The following is a 21,058-nucleotide window of genomic DNA, read 5'->3' as shown; positions in this document are numbered from 1 at the left end:
ATGTTAAAGATATATGCTCCATTCACGAATACCGCTATCTGCAGCTCCAAGAGAATTTTTTCTGTAAACATCCTGACCGGTCTTGAACATACTCATAACTTTCTTCTTCCTCTCCTCCTCATCCTCTTCTTCCTTTTTCTTATCTTGCTTAGATGAGCGGAAGCCTTCTACGTCAAAAATATCTTCACCCTCTCCGGTATTGAAATTATCTTTATCAACTTCGCCATTGGCATAAACTTTATCGAGCTCATCACCGGTCTCAACCTTGGCAGAAATATCACCATAGGATTTAACTATATCTTCACCGTATGAGGTCACAACGTTTCCACTGCTCAACTTTCCGGCCTGAACTATATCGTCACCACGACCTGTGCTCATATACTTCCCGGAGTACTCTCCAAGAACCATGACATTATCTTCGTCAGCACCGGTAAAAAGCTCTCCATCAGTTATTTCATTGGACTGCACATAATCTTTTCCGGCACCTGTAAAAATTTCGCCACCAGTTATTTTATCAGCACGAAGTTCATCATCCCCACGCCCGGTCATGATGTATCCGGAATTAATCACTCCGGCTTTAATATAATCGTCTCCTGAACCAGTTTCTATAGTTTTGCCATTTTCAGGCTCACCAGTGCTGAGTAAACCTTCAACCAGAATTTTATCATTACCACGGCCGGTATCAAATTTTCCTGAAGCACTCCCTTTAACATTAATTTCATCCTCGCCGCCACCCATGACAAGGGAGCCATCAAATGACGAGGCTTCCACACTATCATTACCTTCTCCGGTATCGATATTACCACGAAGAGCGCTTGCTACAGATTTAATCTTGTCATTACCGTCACCAAGATCAGCCGAGAGAGTACTATCCTTGGATAAATTAATTTCATCATTTCCAATTCCGGCATCAATAAAAGAGGAACTGCTCATGGAACCTAAGGCATCAATCTTATCTTTGCCTCTTCCAGTGTTGACACGGCTGGTAATGTTATCACCTGCGAGAATAATATGATCGTCCCCGTCTCCTCCAGTGATATCATACAGCTCTTCTTTTTTGGGCATTCCATCAGCATCAAAACCGTGCCTTGTTGATTTAGGCAGACCGGAAACAGCATAAAGATCAACGATGGTGTCATCTCCGGCACCGCCGTCCACCTGATTTCCACTTACGGCAAGAATAATATCGTCCCCGGAGGTTTCACTGCCAAGGGTGTAATGTTCAATGCTGACTTCACCTTTATCATTCTGCTTGATAATCATATCATCTGCCAGCTCAGATTCAGACTGCAATTCCCCCTTGTTATCGTAAACAGACATTTTAAGTCCGCTTCCTTCGCCATTGTCGGCGATTTTCTCAATGACAATTTTACCGCCATCTTTGGTTTCCAAGGTGCTTATGACCTTTGATGAGGAGTTTTCGTCTTGAACGCCCTGCTGGGATTGGGAATTAGCTGCTTTCTCATTTTCGTACATAAGCATAGCAGCTTCAGAAATATCTATCTGGTCGGAACTCTTTGAGGAACGGCTGTAAGACCCGGAAGAATCAGCATTACTGCCGACCGGTCTATAATTATATGGGCTATGAATTTTATTATAGTATCCAGATACTTGCATAACTATAATTATTTCCTGTCACTGACTAATTAGGATATTTCTTATACTTCTGTCTCTTATGACATATTATATCGGATATAAATTATATTTCTTTAGGTTTATTTTTAAAAAAAATCCCGAATTTTAAAAAAAATTCGGGATTTTAATTTTATGCTTTTAATTCAAACTGTTATCAATACTTACCAGAGAATAAAAGGTTCACCGTCTTCGGTTATTTTAATCTGAGCTATTTTATAAGACTCTTTTATTTTTTCAAATGGACGTTTTATATTAATAGTTATGACATCATCTCCAATTTTAATTGCTTTAAATACAAAACGCCATCTTCCAAAATCACCTGACATGTTTGATTCCGGTTTTATGATGTGAAAATACTCCAGATTTAAAAGATCAGGATTAAAACTGGCTCCTGAAAACTCGTACCCACCTGAACCGGGGTTGCGCATATCAAGGATAAGTGACTCACCGGGTTTCATGGTCACATCAATCTGATATTTGTTGTCCAGATTATATTCCTTTTCGGAATCACCAAAGGGATTCATCCAGGCACAGCCGCTGAATGAACTGAGAATAAAAAACAGAATAAAAATATGGAAAAACTTTCTGAAGCCCGAGTACGTTGTCATCAAAACAATTAAACCCCTTATTTTTAAACAGCAGGTCATAATTACACACAATAAATCAAGTTGAACTGATAACCCTGCAGAAATACAAAGTATAAAAAATGAACACCACTATATATCAGACCGTGCATTTTGATATCCGGAGAACACTACCAAACAAATATTACGGATGTCACTTTAATACATTCAATAAAAATATTTATAAAAAGTGTTTATAATCAATATATTGCAACGATATTACCCATATCCAAGCATCATACCGGAGCAGTTATTATAAAAAAATATAATTATGGTCAAAATGCCAACCGACAGTTATAATTATGAATAAATTTTTAATAATACGAAAAGTGAAAAGTATAATATCCTAACACTTTTTTTTGGGGATAATTATTTCTCGTTAAGGAAAATATTAAATAGGAATTAATATAATTTTTTATATTATACTCCGAAATTCAGAATAACAGTTAAGTTCTCTTTTTTAGAAAACTGGCTCACGGTGTAAGGTTATGAATCACGTATTAGGAATATATTCTTATTGCGCCAAATCTCATACTGGTGTCGGAACCACTATGAAGCGGGGTGAAGCGCAGACGTATTATTATGTCACCCGAACAGATGTGGATGAATTTATACTGCAACCCCTTAATCAGTACGATATCCCCTCAGGAGTTATTATAAAACTCTCCAAAAAAGATTTTTTAACCAGCTACTCTCCTGAACCCGGATATTATGAAAAGAAATCATTCCCTGCCTTAAAATCCCTTGAGGCTAAAATATCAAAAGGCGAACAATTTTATGAAGACGGCTCCCTTGATGAGTCCGAAAAGGAATTTGCCAAAGCTCTTATAATGGACCCAGAAAATACAAGAGCCAATCTTGGTATGGGGTCAGTTCTCTCGGCAAAGGGAAATAGAAAAAAACTGGAAAATATTTTAGAAATACTCATAAACAAAGATGATACGTTTATGAATGAGCAGCGTCAGCAGTTTAATACCTTTGCAATTTCGCTAAGAAAACAGTCGTTATACGACCATGCACTACGATTTTATACCAAGGCAATCGAGTTGAACAGTGATGACGAAAACCTGTACTTTAACCTGTCCCGAGTTCATTATGATATGGGCAACAACGGGATGGCGTTGCAGCATATAGAAAAAGCACTGGAAATTCAGCCCGATATGGAATGGGCACAAAAATTCAAGTCATATATAGAAAAACGGATGCAAAATGCTTAGCCAGACATATAAATTAAAAATGGCCAGCACTCCGGGCCTCAAAGTTTCGATTGAACTTGCAGGACTAAATGATAAAGCTCCAACAGTTGTCCTTGGTGGTCTGCATGGCAAATACATAATGCTTCGCTATCCGGTGGTTCATCCAAATGACAAAAGCCTCTGGACTGAATATCTGTATTCCGGGAACACCGCCACTATCCGCTATATATTTGACGGCGTGGCTTCCGGATTTAAGACGGAGCTGGTAAAACTTATCAATTCCCCTGATAAAATTATTTTTCTGCGCTATCCGAAACGGGTTGAAACTTATAATCTCAGGCGGCATCAAAGAGTTAACTGTTATCTTGAAGCAACTATAGCGGTCAAAGATCAGACTTCAACGGCAATGATCGAAGATCTCAGTACCAGCGGATGCGCCCTCAGCTATCTTATTGAAGAAGGCAGCTTAATTCCTGAAATAGGTGACAAAGTGAAAGTTCACTGCCCTTATTTTACTGATAGTGAGGATGAGCTCATGCCCTGCAAAGTTCAAAGAACAACTAAAGACAGCCGCAGGGCCACACTGGGGCTTACTTTTCATAGACCTTCACCGGAAGTGCTTATGAAAATACAGGATTATGTATCCAACATAATTTCAATAGCCCATTGATTACAGACTATTCCACCACCAGAATCTCATTCTTTTAAAGCCGAATTCCTATTTTGGCAGTAATGCTTGATAACCTCTGCCACAATCAATACATTCTCAAAAAAACACTGATCAAGAGGATATCATGGGATATAAAAATACGGCGCAATGCCTCGAAGCTCTGCGGAAAAAAAATGAACTGCTTGAGATAGACACGGAAGTAGATGCAGCCATTGAAGCCGGAGCCATTCAAAGAAGGGTTTTCAATGCCGGAGGCCCTGCCCTGCTCTTTACCAACGTCAAGGGCTGTAAATTCCCGATGGCGGCTAATATTTACGGAACAAAAGAAAGACTTAATTATATTTTCAGAGATACAGTTAAAACTGTTGAACGCCTTATGAAGCTGAAACTCAGCCCCATGGAGGCTCTTAAAAAGCCTTGGCGCTACCTCGGCGCACCACGCACGGCATGGCACACTATCCCTAAGAGACTAAACGACGGCCCGGTTATCAAAAATGAATGCAAAATTTCTGACCTTCCGGGACTTGTTTCATGGCCGAATGACGGTGGAGCTTATGTCACTCTGCCGCAGGTTTACACTGAAAGCCCTGAAAATCCCGGTTATGGAAATTCAAACCTCGGTATGTACAGGGTTCAACTCAACGGAAATAATTTTGTCACTGATCAGGAAGTAGGACTCCACTATCAGATTCACCGCGGCATAGGTCACCACCATGCTCAGGCTCTGAAAAAAGGGGAACAGCTCAAAGTTAATATTTTTGTCGGCGGACCTCCTGCCATGACTATGGCCGCGGTTATGCCTCTGCCGGAAGGAATTGCAGAAATATTTTTCGCTGGAGCCATAGGCGGACACCGTATTCCTATGATCAAAAATCCCGGTGGACTACCACTGCTTTCCGAAGCTGACTTCTGCATCTGCGGAACAGTTTCAAGTGAGGAAAAGCCGGAGGGACCTTTCGGAGATCACCTTGGGTACTACAGCCTTGCACATGATTTTCCAGTTCTCAAAGTAGAAAAAGTATATCACCGGGAAAATGCGGTCTGGCCTTTTACAACTGTAGGCAGACCGCCGCAGGAAGATACTATGTTCGGAGAATTTATTCACGAACTGACCTCAGAGCTTGTTCCTTCTGTTTTCTCAGGTGTTCATGAAGTCCATGCTGTTGATGCAGCAGGAGTCCACCCTCTGCTTCTGGCTATAGGCAGTGAGCGTTATGTTCCTTATGCCAGCGAACGCCAGCCGCAGGAACTGCTTACAAACGCCCTTGCCCTGCTGGGCAATACCCAGACTTCACTTTCAAAATATGTATTCATCGCAGCTGAGGAAGACCTCCCGGAAGGGCTCTCATGCCATAATATACCTGACTTTTTCACCCATATGCTGGAACGGGTAGACCTGAACCGTGATCTGCATTTTATAACCCGCACAACAATTGATACCCTTGATTACTCCGGCATAAGCCTTAATCAGGGATCAAAATTGATCTGGGCCGCAGCAGGATCAAAAAAACGTACTCTCTCAAGCAGCATTCCAGAAGGATTCAAGCTTCCTGACGGATTCAGTAACCCTAAAGTCTTTGCACCGGGAATTATGGTGATTAACGGTTACAAGCATGATAAAAAACGGGATACTCAGGACCCCGGACTGGAAAAGCTTGGTAATTTCCTTAAGGAGATAAACGGCATCGAAGGTTTTCCGATGATCGTAGTTGCCGATGATGCGGAGTTTACCGCTAAAAACTGGGATAATTTCCTGTGGGTTACATTTACAAGGTCTGATCCTGCTACCGATATGTACGGTGTAGGTGCAGCAACTCACGCCAAGCACTGGGAAGCTGGAAAATCTGTAATAATTGATGGCAGATTAAAAACATATCACGCTCCGCCGCTTGAACCGGACCCGGAAATAGAGAAAAAAGTCGATGCTCTAGGAGCTCCCGGCGGACCTCTGCATGGAATTATCTAGCTGAATAATATCTATAAAATTAAAAAAGCTGTTTCGGAAAACCGGAACAGCTTTTTTAATTATTTCTATAAAAACTTACTTACACAAATCAGTTACGCTGCCTTGGGGTAAGTCCAAGATCTTCGAGCATCTGAATATCATCCTGTATTCCCTGACCATGAACCGTCAGAAAATCTCCGACCATAAGCCCGTTACATCCGGCGGGGAAAATAAAAGCCTGTAAATTTCTAAGCGAGGGTCTGCCTGCGGCCATTCGGACTTCCGCATGCGGATTGGTCAGTCTGAACATGGCAATTGCAAGCAAAATTTCAAGCGGCTTCATCGGCTGCATGTGCTCCAATGGAGTACCTGCAATGGGAATCAGAAAATTTAGCGGGATAGAATCAACATTGTGTTCGGCAAGCTCCATTGCAAGCTCGACACGCTGTGCTGGAGACTCGCCAAGTCCAAGTAAGCCACCACTACAGACTTCAAGCCCGGCTTTTTTGGCATCACGAATTGTCCTTATCCGCTCATCAAAGCTGTGTGTAGTGCAGACTTCCGGGAAATAACTGCGCGAAGTTTCAAGATTATGGTGATAGCGCACCATCCCCGATTCCTTGAGCCTGCAAAGATCTTCATAGCTTAAACACCCTAATGAAGCGCAGTGCGCCATTCCCGGATTCTTTGATTCTTCTTTTTCAAGCTCATGCACGGTTTCACAAAGCTTTGAAAGAGACTTCGGTCCCAAGGCCCGTCCACTGGTAACATAACTGAAAAACTCAATAGGAGCGGCTGATGCCTTGCGGGAACAGTCCTTCATCTCCTCATTACTCATGAGTGGATATATCTGGGCTGAAGCAACTTCGTAATAGCTGGACTGGGCGCAGAAGCGGCAATCCTCACTACAGTTTCCGCTGCGGACATTGGCAATTGAGCAGAGGCTGACCTCACGCCCGAAACTCCGCGAAGTCACGGTATGTGCCGCATGCAGAATTTCTGAAAGTTCACCATGCCCGGCTCCCAAAATTGAAACCGCTGTATGTTCATCAATCGCCGTGCCGGAGTGGACTGCTGCCCACATCTTATTCTTATCTTGTCTGTCCATTTTTACCGGTATGTAGTCTGGTTCTTACAGGCAACTATCCTGCAACCGCCAGTTTTATTAGAATTTATTTTTGAAGTTCAACAACTTTGCAGATAGCTGAAGTCAGTTTATCAAGATCGGCATCGGAAATTACGTAAGGAGGCATAATGTAAACAAGTCTGCCGAATGGGCGAACCCAGACACCATGCTCTACAAACTGACGCTGTATCTTTTCCATTTCTACTGCTTTCTTCAATTCAACAACGCCTATGGCCCCAAGAGTCCTTACGTCAGCCACATGTTCCATAGCCCTGCATGGAGCAAAGCCTTTGTCCATTCTTGCTGAAATTTCAGGAATGCGCTTTTCCCAGTCGCTTTCAAGAAGCAGCTTTAAAGAAGCATTGGCAACAGCACAGGCAAGCGGATTACCCATAAATGTCGGACCATGCATGAAAACTCCGCCGTCAGCAGAAATTCCACGGGCAACCTTTGAGCTGGCAAGGGTTGCTGCAAGGGTCATATAGCCACCTGTCAGCGATTTCCCAACGCACATAATATCAGGACTTATTCCGGCAATATTGCTGGCAAAAAGAGCACCGGTTCTTCCGAATCCGGTAGCAATTTCATCACAGATAAGCAGAACATTATTTTTATCACAGGCGGCACGGACCATCTTCAGGTACTGGGGAGAATAAAATCTCATCCCTCCGGCCCCCTGGACAATAGGCTCAAGAATTACGGCCGCAAGTTCATCGGCATGCCTTTCAATCTTATCAAGAAAATCTGTAAAACAATTTTCATCAAAGGGTTCATCGTAGCGACATGCGGGGATTTCAGCGAAAATATGCTTAGGAAGAACTGAAGTAAAAAGGGAATGCATGCCGTTTACCGGATCACAGACCGACATGGCTCCTAGAGTGTCACCGTGATACCCGCCCTTAATTGTCATCAGTCTGTTCTTTTCCGGCCTTCCGATAGCCTGCCAGTATTGAATCGCCATTTTTAAAGCGACTTCAACCGACACGGAACCAGAGTCGGCAAAAAAGACATGGTCAAGATTGGCGGGACTTATTTTTATCAGGGTTTCAGCTAGTTTTACAGCCGGTTCATGAGTCAGACCGCCGAACATCACATGAGCCATTTTAGAAGTCTGGTCCACAAGGGCCTTATTCAGAACAGGGTTGTTATACCCGTGAATAACACTCCACCAGGAGGCCATACCATCAATAAGTTCCCGTCCGTCACTTAAAAAAATTCTGACCCCTTCAGCATGGTCAACAGGATAGGCATTTAAAGGATGGGTCGCTGAGGTGTAGGGATGCCAGATATGCTCACGGTCGAATTCAAGAATAGATTTCGTCATTTTTTACTATACCGGTTCTTTTTTGCAGCAGATCCATATCAATAAGGTCAAAAATACGGTCAACTTCTTCCCACAGGCCGGGATTATCTATATTAAAATCAGGAATCCAGTTCAGCGAAGCCAGAACCGGAACATCACTGAATCGTTCTATGGTTTCAATATTATCCCGGTGCATTCCTGCCACATCTTCTTCTTTCACAGGCTCGGTTGTAATAATTCCGGCAATTGAAAGCCCTGCATGTTTAAGGACTTCCACAGTCATTAAAACATGGTTGATTGACCCCAGAATATTAGACCCGACAATTAAAACCGGATATCCAAGTTCCTTCATGAGATCGATCATGGTTTCCTTATCATTAAGAGGAACCATCGCTCCGCCGGCTCCTTCAACAAGCAGAAAGCCTTTTTCTTCAACCTCACGGACTTTCTCTGCAATTTCAGCGGCTTTTATTTCCAGACCCTCAAGGCTGGCGGCAAGATGCGGGGAACATGCTCCCCTGAACATGAAAGGGCATTGCAGAGCAGGGTCCCACGAACCTCCGGCTGTCTTGTAGACATGACCATCAGGAGAATCATATCCGCCTGCTTCATTTACAAAAGCACCGGACTGAACCGGCTTTACAGCCAGAGGTTCAAGACCGTTTCTCTGAAAGAAGCGGACCAGACCGGCCGTAACCAGAGTCTTTCCTACATCAGTTCCAGTCCCGGTAATAAAAAGCCCCTTAGTCATGCTACTTTGTCTCCTTACCGCCTTCTATTATTTCTAGCGGATCTATTTCAGAAGATTCAGCAAAGAAAAATTCTTTGTCATACGGTCCGAAATGTCCTTCATCTCCAACCAGCTCAAAAAATTTCAACCTTGAATAACGTTTCTGGCGTGAATCACTGACCCGGTATTTAAGGTAATAGTCAAACTTAGGCATTGAATGGGTTGAACGGGTCAGATCAATAACCCTGTCACCAAATTCACACCATGCGTGCGTTTTCCATATTCCGTCCTCAAAAATCCAGCCGTGAACAACTTCTGTTTCAATATTTTCACTGGCTGCCTCAAGACAAAACTCCCATGCGTTGGGCTTGCGGTCAAACATATTCTTACTCCGAATTTTACTACTTGGATTCTTTAAGAGCCATCATAACTGCTCCCAGAGCATTACCAACCTCGTGGTACTCCGGAAAAACGGCTTTTGTTTTGAGGCGTTCGGCAACATCAGGCAAAAGATATGAAGCTGGGGCGCCAATGCCGACAATGGGCAGATTTAGACTGGCCTCAAAGCTCACAAGCGGACTTGCCGACCTGCCGGCGATTATACCGGCCATATTTCCGCCGATCTCTTTGCGGACTATATGTTCCAGCATTGCATTTTCAATTTTTTCATAGACATTTTCAAGGACATTTTCGGCGAAGGTCTCAGCATCCTGACCGTAAACAGCACCAAGAACTGCTGCGCCTGAAACAGATTTGGAAGCATCCCCCAATTCTATTTTACCCTGAACATGCAGAGCATCTGTAGGGGTAAAACCTATTTCTTCCACAAGCTGTTCGCGAACCAGAAATTCAATCATTGAACCCAGACTGATATCCGGTATGCCGAGCTTTGTTATAAGCTCACCATAGGTCGCAGGGCCATCGGCAAAAAGAGTCTGCAAAATTTTATCATCACCGGGTTCATCAGCCGCAGGACCTTTACGGATCAGGCGGGAGTTATCTCCCTTGCCCATCCACTTGGAAGGATCAGGAATATCCCCTGCCATGCATAAAGGAATAACTCTTGCCGGACCGATATTCAGAATTCCGGAATCAGTTATCTTTACATAACTGTCCCCGCCAATACCAACGGTGAACATTTCAACAGCTTCAACATGGGTTTCCCATTTACCGATGATGCTCCCGTCTTCATTTATAGTCGGTCTGGAATTTTTAATCAGAGTAACATCAGTTGTCGTTCCGCCAACATCGACAATGAGGGAATTTTCTTCCGGGGTATAGAGACTGCCGTAATAAGCGGTTGAAGCAGGACCGCTTGCAAAAGTTTCAGCAGCACGGCTGACGGCATCTTCCATGCTCATGGGGGTTGCGTTACCTCTGATAACAACAACTGAGCCTCCGAGATGGCAACGGATAAGAGCGGAGCTTACTCCTTCCAGAAATTTTTTCATAACCGGCATAAGTCTGGCATTAAGGACCGCAGTGGCTGCGCGTTCAGCCTGTCCGGCTTTTGTGCTGATCTCATGGGAGCAGAAAACAGCTTTACCGGGATCAGCAAGACTTATGGCTTTGGCAGCAACAAGTTCATGGGCCGGATTCTTAAAACTCATGGCAGCACAAACAGCATAGGCGTCCACATATCCACGCATAGCGTTAATACCGTCAACCAGCTTTTCCACATCAAGAGGATCATCTTCGGCTCCGGAAAATTTATGTCCTCCGGTGATGTAGTTTACGGTAACAACAGGAAGTCTTACAGCTTTTACCGGGCCAATCATGAAAAGCCCTACTCTGGCACCTTTATCCTCAACAATGGCATTTGTAGCAAGAGTTGTGGAAACGGAAACAGTGCCGACCTCGGAAGGATCTATTCCGCTTTTTTCCATAACTGCTGTCAAAGACTTTTCAAGACCTACACTCAGCTTATAATGGGTCGTAGGAGACTTGGCGCTGGCTATAATCTCACCGCTTTCAGCATTTACAATAACAGAGTCAGTGTAAGTTCCCCCGGTATCAATTCCTATGGCGTACATATATCAGATCCTTTAAATTTATGACTATAAACGAAATGGCTCCACTTAAACGGAATGAAACGGACATATCCGCGTCTAAACCGATAAAAAGCGGTATTTTTATTTAATCGACTGGCTTGTAGATAATCCTCGAAAGGCATGTTGGCAACCTTGGCAAAGGCAGTAAAAATAAAACAAATTCCCCGAAATAGATCTCAGGGAATTTATTATGTCTTCACAACTGCTACCAAAGCAGCTTGAACAAAAACTTACCGAGGCACAATTTAAAACACAATCAAGATATAATTACCCCGGCATAAGCCACAACCTGACTGTTATCTCCGGTGACATTACCGGAGTTGGTATAGGAAATAAGTCTGCCGTTTAATGCTCCGGCACTGCGTGCGGCAAAGAGAGCCATTGTCATCGGCAGCACGCCGCACATGGAAATATCATTGGACTGGACAATGGAATAAAGCCCGGCAGGGTCAATCCTGACAATCTTTTCAAGAGCCATGCTGTCCTTCATTTTGGCTTCTTCGGCCGAAATATAATGACTCATATCTGAACTGACCAGTATAGTTACCGGCACCGAGCTGTTCGCAACAACTTCAGCCAGAGCATCCCCGGCAGTGTGCAGGTTTTCAATATTATTTTCAGAAACACACACAGGAACAATTTTAATATCCGGTTTCATGTGATGCAGAAAAGGAAGCACCACTTCAAGAGAATGTTCACGCAGATGGGCTGCTCGATCAAAGCTGAAACCACTTCCACTCTCAACAAGAGCCGAGGCGATGTCTTCATCAATTTCAAGGCTTCCACCGGGAAACAGCCATTTTTCATCAGCCGGCCACACGGAAAGCGGATCACCGGCCCCGGTATGGTTTGGTCCCAGCAGAATAACAGTCTGACCAAGACTGGATTGCGCAATAACCTGACCGCAGGCCCTTCCTGAGAAAACATATCCTGCGTGCGGAACCATTATGAGTTTATCGGCAGGACCTTTTTCCGCAGGCACCTTACCTATGAGAATTTCAAGGTCTGATTTCAACTTTTCAGGGCTGTCGGAATAAAACTGTCCTGCTACAATCGGCTGCCTGTCCACTTTCTACTCCTGTGTTATCCGGATACGAAATTAAATTGTTTTAATTTATGTATCCCATAAGCCGGATTAAAAAAAGAACTTCTCCACACCTAGGTGGCTATTTAAACTTTGAAGCCTCATTTTCGATTTTATGGCTTTCCAATGCGGAATTTGCAAGACGTCCATAAAGTCCATCGGGCCTTTTTTGGGCAACTTCCTCCATCAGTTTTTTCCACTCAGGGATAGCTCCGGCCTTTTCATAAAGCTGGGCCAGACGGAATCTTGACGAAGCCCATTCGGAATCGCTTTCCGGGATGTATTTATCATACTCGGCAGCCCATTTGAGAGCTTCACGGTAACGAGCTGAACTTTCCGCCGAATAGATGGTCATCAAAATACTGTCTTTAATCTTTTCGCGGTCGCCACCGGTCTCCAGCAACATGGACAAGGCTTCCTGTGAATAGACAAACAATTTCTTCAAATCTTTTTTCTTCATCGCCGACTTGGCCATATAATACATGGCGTATGCCCGTGAGGATGAAGGTAGAAGCAGATTGGAAGCCAGCCCGGCCCAGAGCGGGGTACTGCGCTCCGTCTCGCCGAGATTTTCATAAGCCATAGCTGTGGCATATTTCATCTGGGCCTGTTGTTTCTGCCCGACTTTCCAATTTTTATCGACCATATCAACAAGTGAGACAACGTCACTCCACGACTGGTCGTCAACGTAAATTCCCAGAGCCATATCCAGTGCCATTGTCGAATATTTGGGAACCTGCTTTTCCTGAAGGTATCTATCGACAAGTTTCAAAGCAACATCAGGCTGCCCTTTCTTCCAGTAACTGAGGGCTACACCCATTCTGGTATCATCATTAATTCCATCAGCCTTATCACCTTTGAGGCCGTAAGAATTCCAGAAACTGATAACCTTACTGTAGTTCTCATCTTTAACCAGCTCAGGAACAGCCCTGTCAAAGACCTTAAGTCCCAGCTCCTTGGCTTTTGGCAGCAATGAACTGCGCGGATATTTATCAATAAAATCTGAAACAGCTCCAAGGCATTCACCATACTTCTTATTCCAGTAGTACCACATTGCCAGCTTGAGCTGGGCAAGCGGAGCCAAGGGGCTGTCAGGATGATCTTCAACAATACTTGTATAAATTTTTTGCGGGCGCAGGTTATATGGCCTGTCAAAAACTTTATCCATCTGAGCCATACTGGGATCATCATAAATGCCCTCCTCAGCGAGGCGCATTTTTGAAATGAGTCCACCCTCTTTATCAGGATAGTTATCGACAGCTTTCTGGTAAATCTCTTTGGCTGCGCGTTTATCACCCTGCCGCAGATAAATATCACCGAGTCTGGCCAGAACAATATCATTTTCATCAGATTCAGGCAGCAGATTGTAATATGCCCAGTAATGATCTTTTGCGGCATCAAGCTTGCCCAAGGTATTTTCACTGTTGGCAGACATCAGCAGAAACTGGGGATACTCAATATAAAAACGGGGCCAGCGTTTATCTATATAGTCAAGAATCTGAGCGGCCTGTTCATTATATCCCAATTCATGCAATGCTTTTGAAAGACCTAATGCAGCCTCTCTTACCACTTTGCTGTCCGGGTATCTCTGTACGAGATACTGGAACTGGTCAGCGGCTTTGGTATAATCCTTTTTATCGAGATAATACTGTCCCCAATAATAACTGATATACGGTATATTAAGGTTATTGGGATACTGTGATTTGAGAAGATTGAAATATGCTTTGGCCTCGGGCATGTTCCCGACTTTCAGGTTGGCAAGGCCAAGGTTCAGTAATGCGTCCGGCACATCAGGCGAATTGGTATCGGCATTCATAGCCTCCATCCATGCACTGGTCACAGTATTAAAATTAGCCACCAGATCATCTTTATGGGTTTCCGTCACCGCTTCCGCTTTACCGTATAGTGCCCTCATTCTGATATCTTTAGGCATATCATGCATGGCGACAACTTCGGTAAAACCTGTGAGCGCAGCTTCAAGCTGTCCGGACTCAAGAGAACTTTCGGCGGCAAGCAGCAACCCTTTAGCAGTTGTTATCCGTTCTTCAAGTGTAGGGGGTGCTGCGGGCTGATCAGCATCGGCAGAACTTATCTGCTCTGCCGGATAAGCATCATTGTTATCCGACGGAGCTCCTGAATCAGTACCATTAATAAACGGCTCGGTTGTCTGACTTGCAGCAACGGTATTGTTGGCTTCAATGGATGCTGCCGGAAGCGGTTCTATTTGCTGAGTGGCACCTTCATCATTAAGGCCGGATATAGAACTGTCCGAGCTGGGACCGGAAATTTCACCACCGGCACTGGGACCGGAGATTTCCCCACCTGCGCTGGGACCGGAGATTGCCCCACCCGCGCTGGGACCGGAGATTGCTCCACCGGCGCTGGGACCGGAGATTTCACCACCGGCACTGGGACTGGGAATTGCCCCACCTGCGCTGGGACCGGAAATTTCACCACCGGCACTGGGACCAGAGATTTCACCACCGGCACTGGGACCGGGAATTTCACCACCGGCACTGGGACCGGAGATTTCATTACCGGCACTGGGACCGGAAATTGCTCCACCTGCACTGGGACCGGGAATTTCACCTCCGGCGCTGGGACCGGAAATTTCCCCACCTGCGCTGGGACCGGAGATTTCACCACCGGCACTGGGACCGGAGATTTCACCACCGGCACTGGGACCGGGAATTTCACCTCCGGCGCTGGGACCGGAGATTGCTCCGCCGGCGCTGGGACCGGAGATTTCACCACCGGCACTGGGACCGGAGATTTCACCACCGGCGCTGGGACCGGAAATTGCCCCACCTGCACTGGGACCGGAGATTTCACCACCTGCGCTGGGACCGGAGATTGCCCCACCTGCACTAGGACCAGAGATTTCACCACCGGCACTGGGACCGGAAATTTCGCCGCCTTCCTGAACAGATGGTTGGGCCGAATCACCCGAAGGAGGAGCTACGGAAGTACTGACAGCTTTAGCTTCACCGGGGCCAACCTTGGAAATTGGAGCCCTGTAGGCATAGGGTACAGAATAAAAAGGCCTGACATTTTTGCTTTGATTATTACCATCAGAGTTACCGCCAACGGGTGCCGCATTTTCATTGGCCTGCGGTGGTTCTGAAATATCTGCTTCATTGGCCACGGAACCGGAATTAACTCCGGGAACCGGAGCAACCTTAGCAGCCGGAGCGGTATCTTCCTTGGTGGGGACAGGTATCGAGCCTGCTGGAGCAGATTGAGGCGCCTGCTGCTTTTCCTGTGCTGGAACCGAGGAAGCCGGGATATTTTTAGGAGACGCTGGAATATTTTTTTTGGGTGGAACCCATCTTGCTCCAAATGGGTCCCTGAAAAACTGAATTTTAAGTTCTCCGTTACCAGCTGGAATCCTGATGTAGCCAAAAGCATTTGTTTTAGTATTGATAGTAATTGCCGAGCTTCCAACATCAATCGAATTTAAAATACGCATGGACGAAAGCGGCAAGGGTGTCGGTGCTTTTTCAGAATTTAAAGCTCCAGAGGGGAAAGAAAGTGTTATCTGCTGTTTTCCGGTTCTCCTGACTCTGGGATTCAATTTTTTGGAATCAAAAGTAAAACGCAAGGAATCCATGTCCGGCCCGGTATTTATAAAATATTCCATGGCCAGTACCGGCTGCGGGCAGACAAAACAGATCATAGCTGCCAAAATAAGAGTCCGGAACACTCCGGAATTGATAAACCGCATCACAATCCGGTATCTTTGCAAAATCCCTGCCTAAATTTAGACTTACATGTTGGAGGTCAGATATTTCAATCAGGATTCCAATTTTTTCTTTTTAATTTTTTCGATCAGGGTCGTCCGTTTCACTCCAAGCATCTCTGCTGCCTTGTTTTTGACTCCTGCTGATTTCTGAAGAGCTTCAAGAAGAAGTTTCGTCTCGATACGATCCAGAAATTCTTTAAGTTCTCCATCACCGTATTCACTCATATCATCAAGAGTAGGCCAGCTGAACCCCGCAGGACCCACAGCAATATCAACAGCCTTTTTCTTAGGCTCCAGACCCACACTTTTTAAGATCTTTTCAGGCAGATCATCTATGCCGACCTCGTCACCATCACAAAGGATGGAAAGCCGTTCCATAAAATTTTCCAATTCACGGACATTTCCCGGCCATGAATAAGACACAAGCATATCTCTGGTCTGATCGGCAAACTTCAAAACATCTCGGCTTTTATCCTGACAGAATCTTTTAAGAAAATGGCTTGCCAGCAAAAGGACATCTCCACCGCGCTCACGCAGTGGCGGGAGATGCAGAGGTATTACATTCAAACGGTAAAAAAGGTCTTCACGAAATCTGCCTGCGGCAACCTCGGCTTCGAGATCTCTGTTTGTGGCTGCTACAATCCTTACATCCACTTTCTTAATCTGCGTACCGCCGACTCTTTCGATTTCTTTTTCCTGCAAGACCCTTAAAATTTTAACCTGTAGACTGAAATCCATTTCTCCTATTTCATCAAGGAAAATGGTTCCACCATCAGCAAGTTCAAAACGTCCGGGTCTGGACCTTACCGCATGTGTAAAAGCACCCTTCTCATGTCCGAAAAGTTCGGACTCCAGCAATTCTTTTGGAATAGCTCCACAATTGACAGGCACAAAAGGCTGCGAACGCCTTTTACTGTTCCTGTGCAGGGCACGGACAAGCAGCTCCTTTCCTGTACCGGATTCCCCGGTGACAAGAACGGTGCTATCTGTCGGAGCAACTTTCTCAAGTATGGAAAACACATCCCTGAGAGTTGTGCTGTTTCCTATAATACCTTCAACATTGAGGCTCATTCATCCTCCAGAAATATAACGCTGCAGGGAGACACAGCAATCTTGCGGGATTAAAAATCATCAGGAATATCCCTTATAAAATGATAAGGCAGAACCAGGAAGAGTTGTAAACCATACACTTTCACTGTCAATGAAATGACACAAAGTCAACCACTCTATATATAAATATTGCAAAATATGAGTTAATTTTCAATTTTTTACCATTAAAAAAACAGCCCCACATAAAAAAAACGGGCATCGCCATAAGCAATGCCCGCAACCTGTTATAACATTCATCAGTTGTCAAAAACTATTTCAACAACAGTTACTGCTGGTAATCTTTTGAAATTATGAATTTCTTTCAGCTATTTTTTTAGCTGGAATAAGGCCTGTGGCTGAGGCGGAAACAATATTTCCGGCAACACCGGGACCATCACCGGCAACAAAAAGACCTTTTATCTGTGTTTCAAGCTGATTGTCAGTTTTTACCTGAGTAGCAAAAAACTTTATTTCAGGAGCATAAAGCAGGGTCTCTTCATTGGCTACACCGGGAACAACATCATTAAGTTTTTCCAGTCCCTCAATGAGATTGCGCACTATGCGTTCAGGCAGAGCCATGGCTATATCCCCGCAGGTCACATTTTTCATTGTCGGTTCCACAAAACTGTTATGAACCCTGTTCCATGTTGATCTACGTCCACGCTTAAGATCTCCGAACCTCTGAAGGATGGGTTTTCCTCCGCCGATAATGGTTGCAAGCCTTCCTATGGATTCACCATAAGCCTGATTATCGGTCACCGGTTCTTCCAGCACAACTTTGGAGAGGAAAGCAAAGTTGGTGTTGTCAGATTTCTTATCCATATAGGCATGTCCGTTGACGCATACAAAATCCTGATAATTTTCCAGAGCTACAAACCCGCCCTGATTGGTGCAGAATGTTCTGACCTGATCATCATAAGTATTCGTACGGATAAAAAACGTGGGATCGTAAACAACGCTGCACAGGTCGCGCATAATGTCACCATGCACTTCCACACGCACACCTACTTCTATACCACGCTGGGAAAGATCAAGGCCATGATTTCTGGCTACGGTTCCAACCCATTCCGCGCCGACACGTCCGGGAGCCAGAATCACGTTGTCAGCATAAAAATTGCCGTTATTTGTAGTGACACCTGTAACCCGGTCGTTATCAACAATAATATCCCCGACAGTTTCAGAGGTATGAATTGTAACACCCTTACCTTTCACATACTCGGCCATTGCCGCAATGTGTCCGGGAAGATTGTCGCTGCCGAGATGTTTCTGTCTGATAAGCAGGAGGTCTATACCGTTCTTCAATGCCTGCTTGCGAATTTCTCTTGCCGTATCCATATTGGTCGGAAAAACTTTTCCATCCATATTGAAACGGTTATATATTTCTTCGGTCTCATCAATCAGTTTTTTTGCCTTGGATGTCGGCATGAACTGCGTAAGATCTGTTTTACCTAATTTGTGAATGTAGTTAAGCTTGCCATCGGAAAAAAGGCCGGCTCCGCCAACACCTGAAAGGATATTGCAGGGCTTGCATTTAACGCATTCCTGATTCCCGGTTATCGGGCAGTGACGCTTGAGGGAGGGTTTCCCTTTTTCTATAAGAAGAACATCAAGATTTGTATGTTCGCCGAGGTAATAGGCTGAAAAAAGTCCGGCAGGGCCGCCGCCGACTATAATGACATCAAACTTTTTCTTCCCGTTTTCTTTCGGGCTCATAATTAAACTCCGGAATAGTAAAAATTAGCACGCATCATGTTGCGCACAAACATCCCAGTATCTCCTTGTATCAGCATTGAGTCTACTTTGCAACACCTGTATGCAAAACCGTATTCAGTGTATAATAGGTAAAAAAGAAATTCTCTTGACCCTGATACTTGAGTCCAATAATTGTTAAGGGAAAATGTTTCACAAGGATATAATATGAGATTAACTACCCGCAGCCGCTATGGAACCAGAATGGTTCTGGATATTGCTATGCATTGTTCGTCAGGCCCGGTCAGAATAGGTGATATTGCCAAGAGACAGGGGCTTTCAATAAAATATCTTGAAAAACTGATAAGAGAACTGAAAAAAGGCGGATTCATCACCAGCAAGAGAGGTCCCGGAGGCGGTCATACTCTTGCCATGGAGCCGGAAAAAATTTCAGTTGGAGCTGTGGTGCGTAGTCTGGAAGGCGAAGCCGGTCTTGTTGAATGTCTGGAAAACGATACTCAGTGCCAGCGTATTGAGCAATGCCCCACAAGGGAAGTCTGGGTCAAAGCAAGTCAGGCCATGTATGAAGCTCTTGATAAAATATCGATAGCCGATCTGCTCAAAGAAGGCTCATTCTGCACTAAGACAAATCCTCTTTTCAGTGAACAACTGCCGTAATAATTCTACGACCGCTATATACGCCACTGAACATTCATCACAACTGTAAATAGAGGATGAACTTCTGGACCTGCATTAAAAATATTATTCTATATGAAATAAAAAAGCCGTTATCGACATTATGAGAATGTGATAACGGCTGATTTAATCAGTATTTTAAACAAAATTTCAGGCTTAAATTAGTAACTTCAAGCTTTTTCAATACTTGCAAAAGCGCAATGGTTGTGAATGGATTCAAAACTTTCAACATCCACTTTATACCATTTAATTTTGGACATCTTCTCCAGGCCATCTGCGACATTGCGTACAACGTCTTCAACAAAAGTCGGTTTTGAAAAGGACTCCTCAGTCACATGTTTTTCATCTTCGCGTTTAAGCAGTGAATAAACAGGAGAAGATCCGGAAGCCTCGGCAATTTCAATAAGGTCTTCTATCCATACAAATCCTTTGAACATTGATTTTATATGAATAATAGCCCTCTGACTGTGCGCACCCTCGTCACTTATGGCTTTTGAGCATGGGCATACAGTCATTACAGGCACTTTCACTCCCAGAGTAAAACGCAGTTCTCCGTTTTCAAGCTCGCCCTCAACAGAGCATTCATAGCTCATTATCGAAGACCTTCCGCTCACCGGAGATGTTTTCCTGAGACAAAACGGGAATGACAGTTTTGCGTGCGCCCTGCGGGCCTCAAGCCTTACAATGATATCAGAAAGCAGATTTTTAAAGGCGTCGTAATCAAGTCCCTCGGACCAGTCACCGAGAGCTTCAATAAAACGGCTCATGTGGGTGCCTTTAAAATGGGCCGGCAGGTCAACCGAAAGTTCAACCCGCGCCATGGTATGTTGCGAACCTGCTTTACGGTCTCTGACAATCAGGGGAAGAGTCAGATCACGAACTCCGACTCTGTCGATGGGCATTGCCACTTTTGCGGCAGTATTTTGAATATCTTCCATTTCTCACCATTTCAGTTCCGGGCAATTTTCTAGAATATACACCGAAAACAGAAAAGATACAGGTGCCGATTAATAAGTCGACACCTGTAATAATTTAAAAAGCAGAATCAGGAGCTATACCAGCCCGTCACCGGTAGTGGTCAAACCCAGTTTACCGTGCTTGACTCCCTTTGTGGAAATCAATCTGTGAGCAAGTTCCTTGATATCTTTACCATTTCCTTTGAGGACCATAACTTCAAGACAGTTGTCGTGGTCCAGATGCACATGGAGTGTGGACATTATCAGGTGGTGAGCGTCGTGCTGCAGCTCCGTCAGGCGCTGGGACAGCCCGCTCTGGTGATGATCATAGACCAGAGAAAGTGTTCCGGCCATTTCACCATCTGATTCATCCCACTCTTTTTCAACCAGCATATTTCTGATCAGATCACGTATGGCCTCTGATCTTGTCTGGTAACTTTTTTCACCGCAAAGTTTATCGAACTTGTCCAGCAGTTCGGAGTCAAGGGATACTCCAAATCGAATCGTCTTTCCCATTTAAACC

17 protein-coding genes are annotated in these 21,058 nt (G+C 44.6%); 4 read left to right on the top strand and 13 right to left on the bottom strand.

The window, feature by feature from the left end; all coding sequences use genetic code 11:
* Positions 1-3: 3 nt before the first annotated feature.
* A complete protein-coding gene (locus tag G496_RS0101020; RefSeq protein WP_027177631.1) occupies positions 4-1,617 on the bottom strand; it encodes a hypothetical protein in 1,614 nt (537 codons plus the stop codon).
* A 179-nt stretch (positions 1,618-1,796) separates the two neighbouring features.
* The gene (locus tag G496_RS0101015) at positions 1,797-2,159 is read right to left on the bottom strand and encodes a protease inhibitor I42 family protein (protein ID WP_156900564.1); all 363 of its coding nucleotides are present in this window, start codon (positions 2,157-2,159) and stop codon (positions 1,797-1,799) included.
* 587 nt (positions 2,160-2,746) lie between these two features.
* Here G496_RS0101015 and G496_RS0101010 point away from each other — a divergent pair.
* From G496_RS0101010 to G496_RS0101000, 3 genes are all read left to right on the top strand, one after another.
* Positions 2,747-3,475, top strand: a complete 729-nt coding sequence (locus tag G496_RS0101010) for a tetratricopeptide repeat protein (protein ID WP_027177629.1) — start codon at positions 2,747-2,749, stop codon at positions 3,473-3,475.
* Entirely contained in the window at positions 3,468-4,124 is a 657-nt protein-coding gene (locus tag G496_RS0101005) for a PilZ domain-containing protein (RefSeq protein WP_027177628.1), read from the top strand. Before G496_RS0101010 ends, G496_RS0101005 begins: the two co-directional genes overlap by 8 nt.
* Positions 4,125-4,248: 124 nt before the next feature.
* Complete coding sequence (locus tag G496_RS0101000; protein ID WP_027177627.1) at positions 4,249-6,090, top strand: UbiD family decarboxylase; 1,842 nt, start codon at positions 4,249-4,251, stop codon at positions 6,088-6,090.
* Positions 6,091-6,178: 88 nt separating this feature from the next.
* Here the strand turns inward: G496_RS0101000 and bioB are convergent, their stop codons facing one another.
* The 9 genes from bioB to G496_RS0100955 form a co-directional block, all read right to left on the bottom strand.
* Positions 6,179-7,177: a biotin synthase BioB gene (gene bioB / locus G496_RS0100995; protein WP_027177626.1), complete on the bottom strand. Its 999-nt coding sequence runs from the start codon at positions 7,175-7,177 to the stop codon at positions 6,179-6,181.
* Positions 7,178-7,241: 64 nt separating this feature from the next.
* Entirely contained in the window at positions 7,242-8,519 is a 1,278-nt protein-coding gene (gene bioA, locus G496_RS0100990) for an adenosylmethionine--8-amino-7-oxononanoate transaminase (RefSeq protein ID WP_027177625.1), read from the bottom strand.
* Positions 8,500-9,249: a dethiobiotin synthase gene (bioD, locus tag G496_RS18430; protein ID WP_084407454.1), complete on the bottom strand. Its 750-nt coding sequence runs from the start codon at positions 9,247-9,249 to the stop codon at positions 8,500-8,502. Before bioD ends, bioA begins: the two co-directional genes overlap by 20 nt.
* A gap of 1 nt (position 9,250) precedes the next feature.
* Positions 9,251-9,610, bottom strand: coding sequence for a hypothetical protein (locus tag G496_RS0100980; protein ID WP_027177624.1), 360 nt, complete (start codon positions 9,608-9,610; stop codon positions 9,251-9,253).
* A gap of 19 nt (positions 9,611-9,629) precedes the next feature.
* A complete protein-coding gene (locus tag G496_RS0100975; protein WP_027177623.1) occupies positions 9,630-11,261 on the bottom strand; it encodes a hydantoinase/oxoprolinase N-terminal domain-containing protein in 1,632 nt (543 codons plus the stop codon).
* A 274-nt stretch (positions 11,262-11,535) separates the two neighbouring features.
* Positions 11,536-12,348: an AmmeMemoRadiSam system protein B gene (gene amrB, locus G496_RS0100970; RefSeq protein WP_027177622.1), complete on the bottom strand. Its 813-nt coding sequence runs from the start codon at positions 12,346-12,348 to the stop codon at positions 11,536-11,538.
* A 97-nt stretch (positions 12,349-12,445) separates the two neighbouring features.
* Positions 12,446-16,039, bottom strand: a complete 3,594-nt coding sequence (locus tag G496_RS18425; protein ID WP_245577840.1) for a tetratricopeptide repeat protein — start codon at positions 16,037-16,039, stop codon at positions 12,446-12,448.
* 117 nt (positions 16,040-16,156) lie between these two features.
* A complete protein-coding gene (locus tag G496_RS0100960) occupies positions 16,157-17,176 on the bottom strand; it encodes a sigma-54 interaction domain-containing protein (protein WP_027177621.1) in 1,020 nt (339 codons plus the stop codon).
* 327 nt (positions 17,177-17,503) lie between these two features.
* Entirely contained in the window at positions 17,504-18,907 is a 1,404-nt protein-coding gene (locus G496_RS0100955) for an NAD(P)/FAD-dependent oxidoreductase (RefSeq protein ID WP_027177620.1), read from the bottom strand.
* A gap of 204 nt (positions 18,908-19,111) precedes the next feature.
* Here G496_RS0100955 and G496_RS0100950 point away from each other — a divergent pair, with 204 nt between their 5' ends.
* Positions 19,112-19,561: an RrF2 family transcriptional regulator gene (locus G496_RS0100950; RefSeq protein ID WP_027177619.1), complete on the top strand. Its 450-nt coding sequence runs from the start codon at positions 19,112-19,114 to the stop codon at positions 19,559-19,561.
* A 188-nt stretch (positions 19,562-19,749) separates the two neighbouring features.
* On the opposite strand, the gene folE2 is transcribed toward G496_RS0100950, so the two are convergent.
* Together folE2 and nikR are read right to left on the bottom strand one after the other, a co-directional pair.
* Complete coding sequence (folE2, locus tag G496_RS0100945) at positions 19,750-20,517, bottom strand: GTP cyclohydrolase FolE2 (protein ID WP_027177618.1); 768 nt, start codon at positions 20,515-20,517, stop codon at positions 19,750-19,752.
* 114 nt (positions 20,518-20,631) lie between these two features.
* Positions 20,632-21,051 (bottom strand): nickel-responsive transcriptional regulator NikR, encoded by a 420-nt coding sequence (nikR, locus tag G496_RS0100940; protein WP_027177617.1) that lies wholly within the window; start codon positions 21,049-21,051, stop codon positions 20,632-20,634.
* Between the last annotated feature and the right edge of the window lie 7 nt (positions 21,052-21,058).

This window comes from Maridesulfovibrio bastinii DSM 16055, assembly GCF_000429985.1.
GTDB lineage: Bacteria > Desulfobacterota > Desulfovibrionia > Desulfovibrionales > Desulfovibrionaceae > Maridesulfovibrio > Maridesulfovibrio bastinii.
The sequence above is the reverse complement of the archived record's forward strand: the minus strand, read 5'-3'. Positions and strand labels throughout refer to the sequence as shown.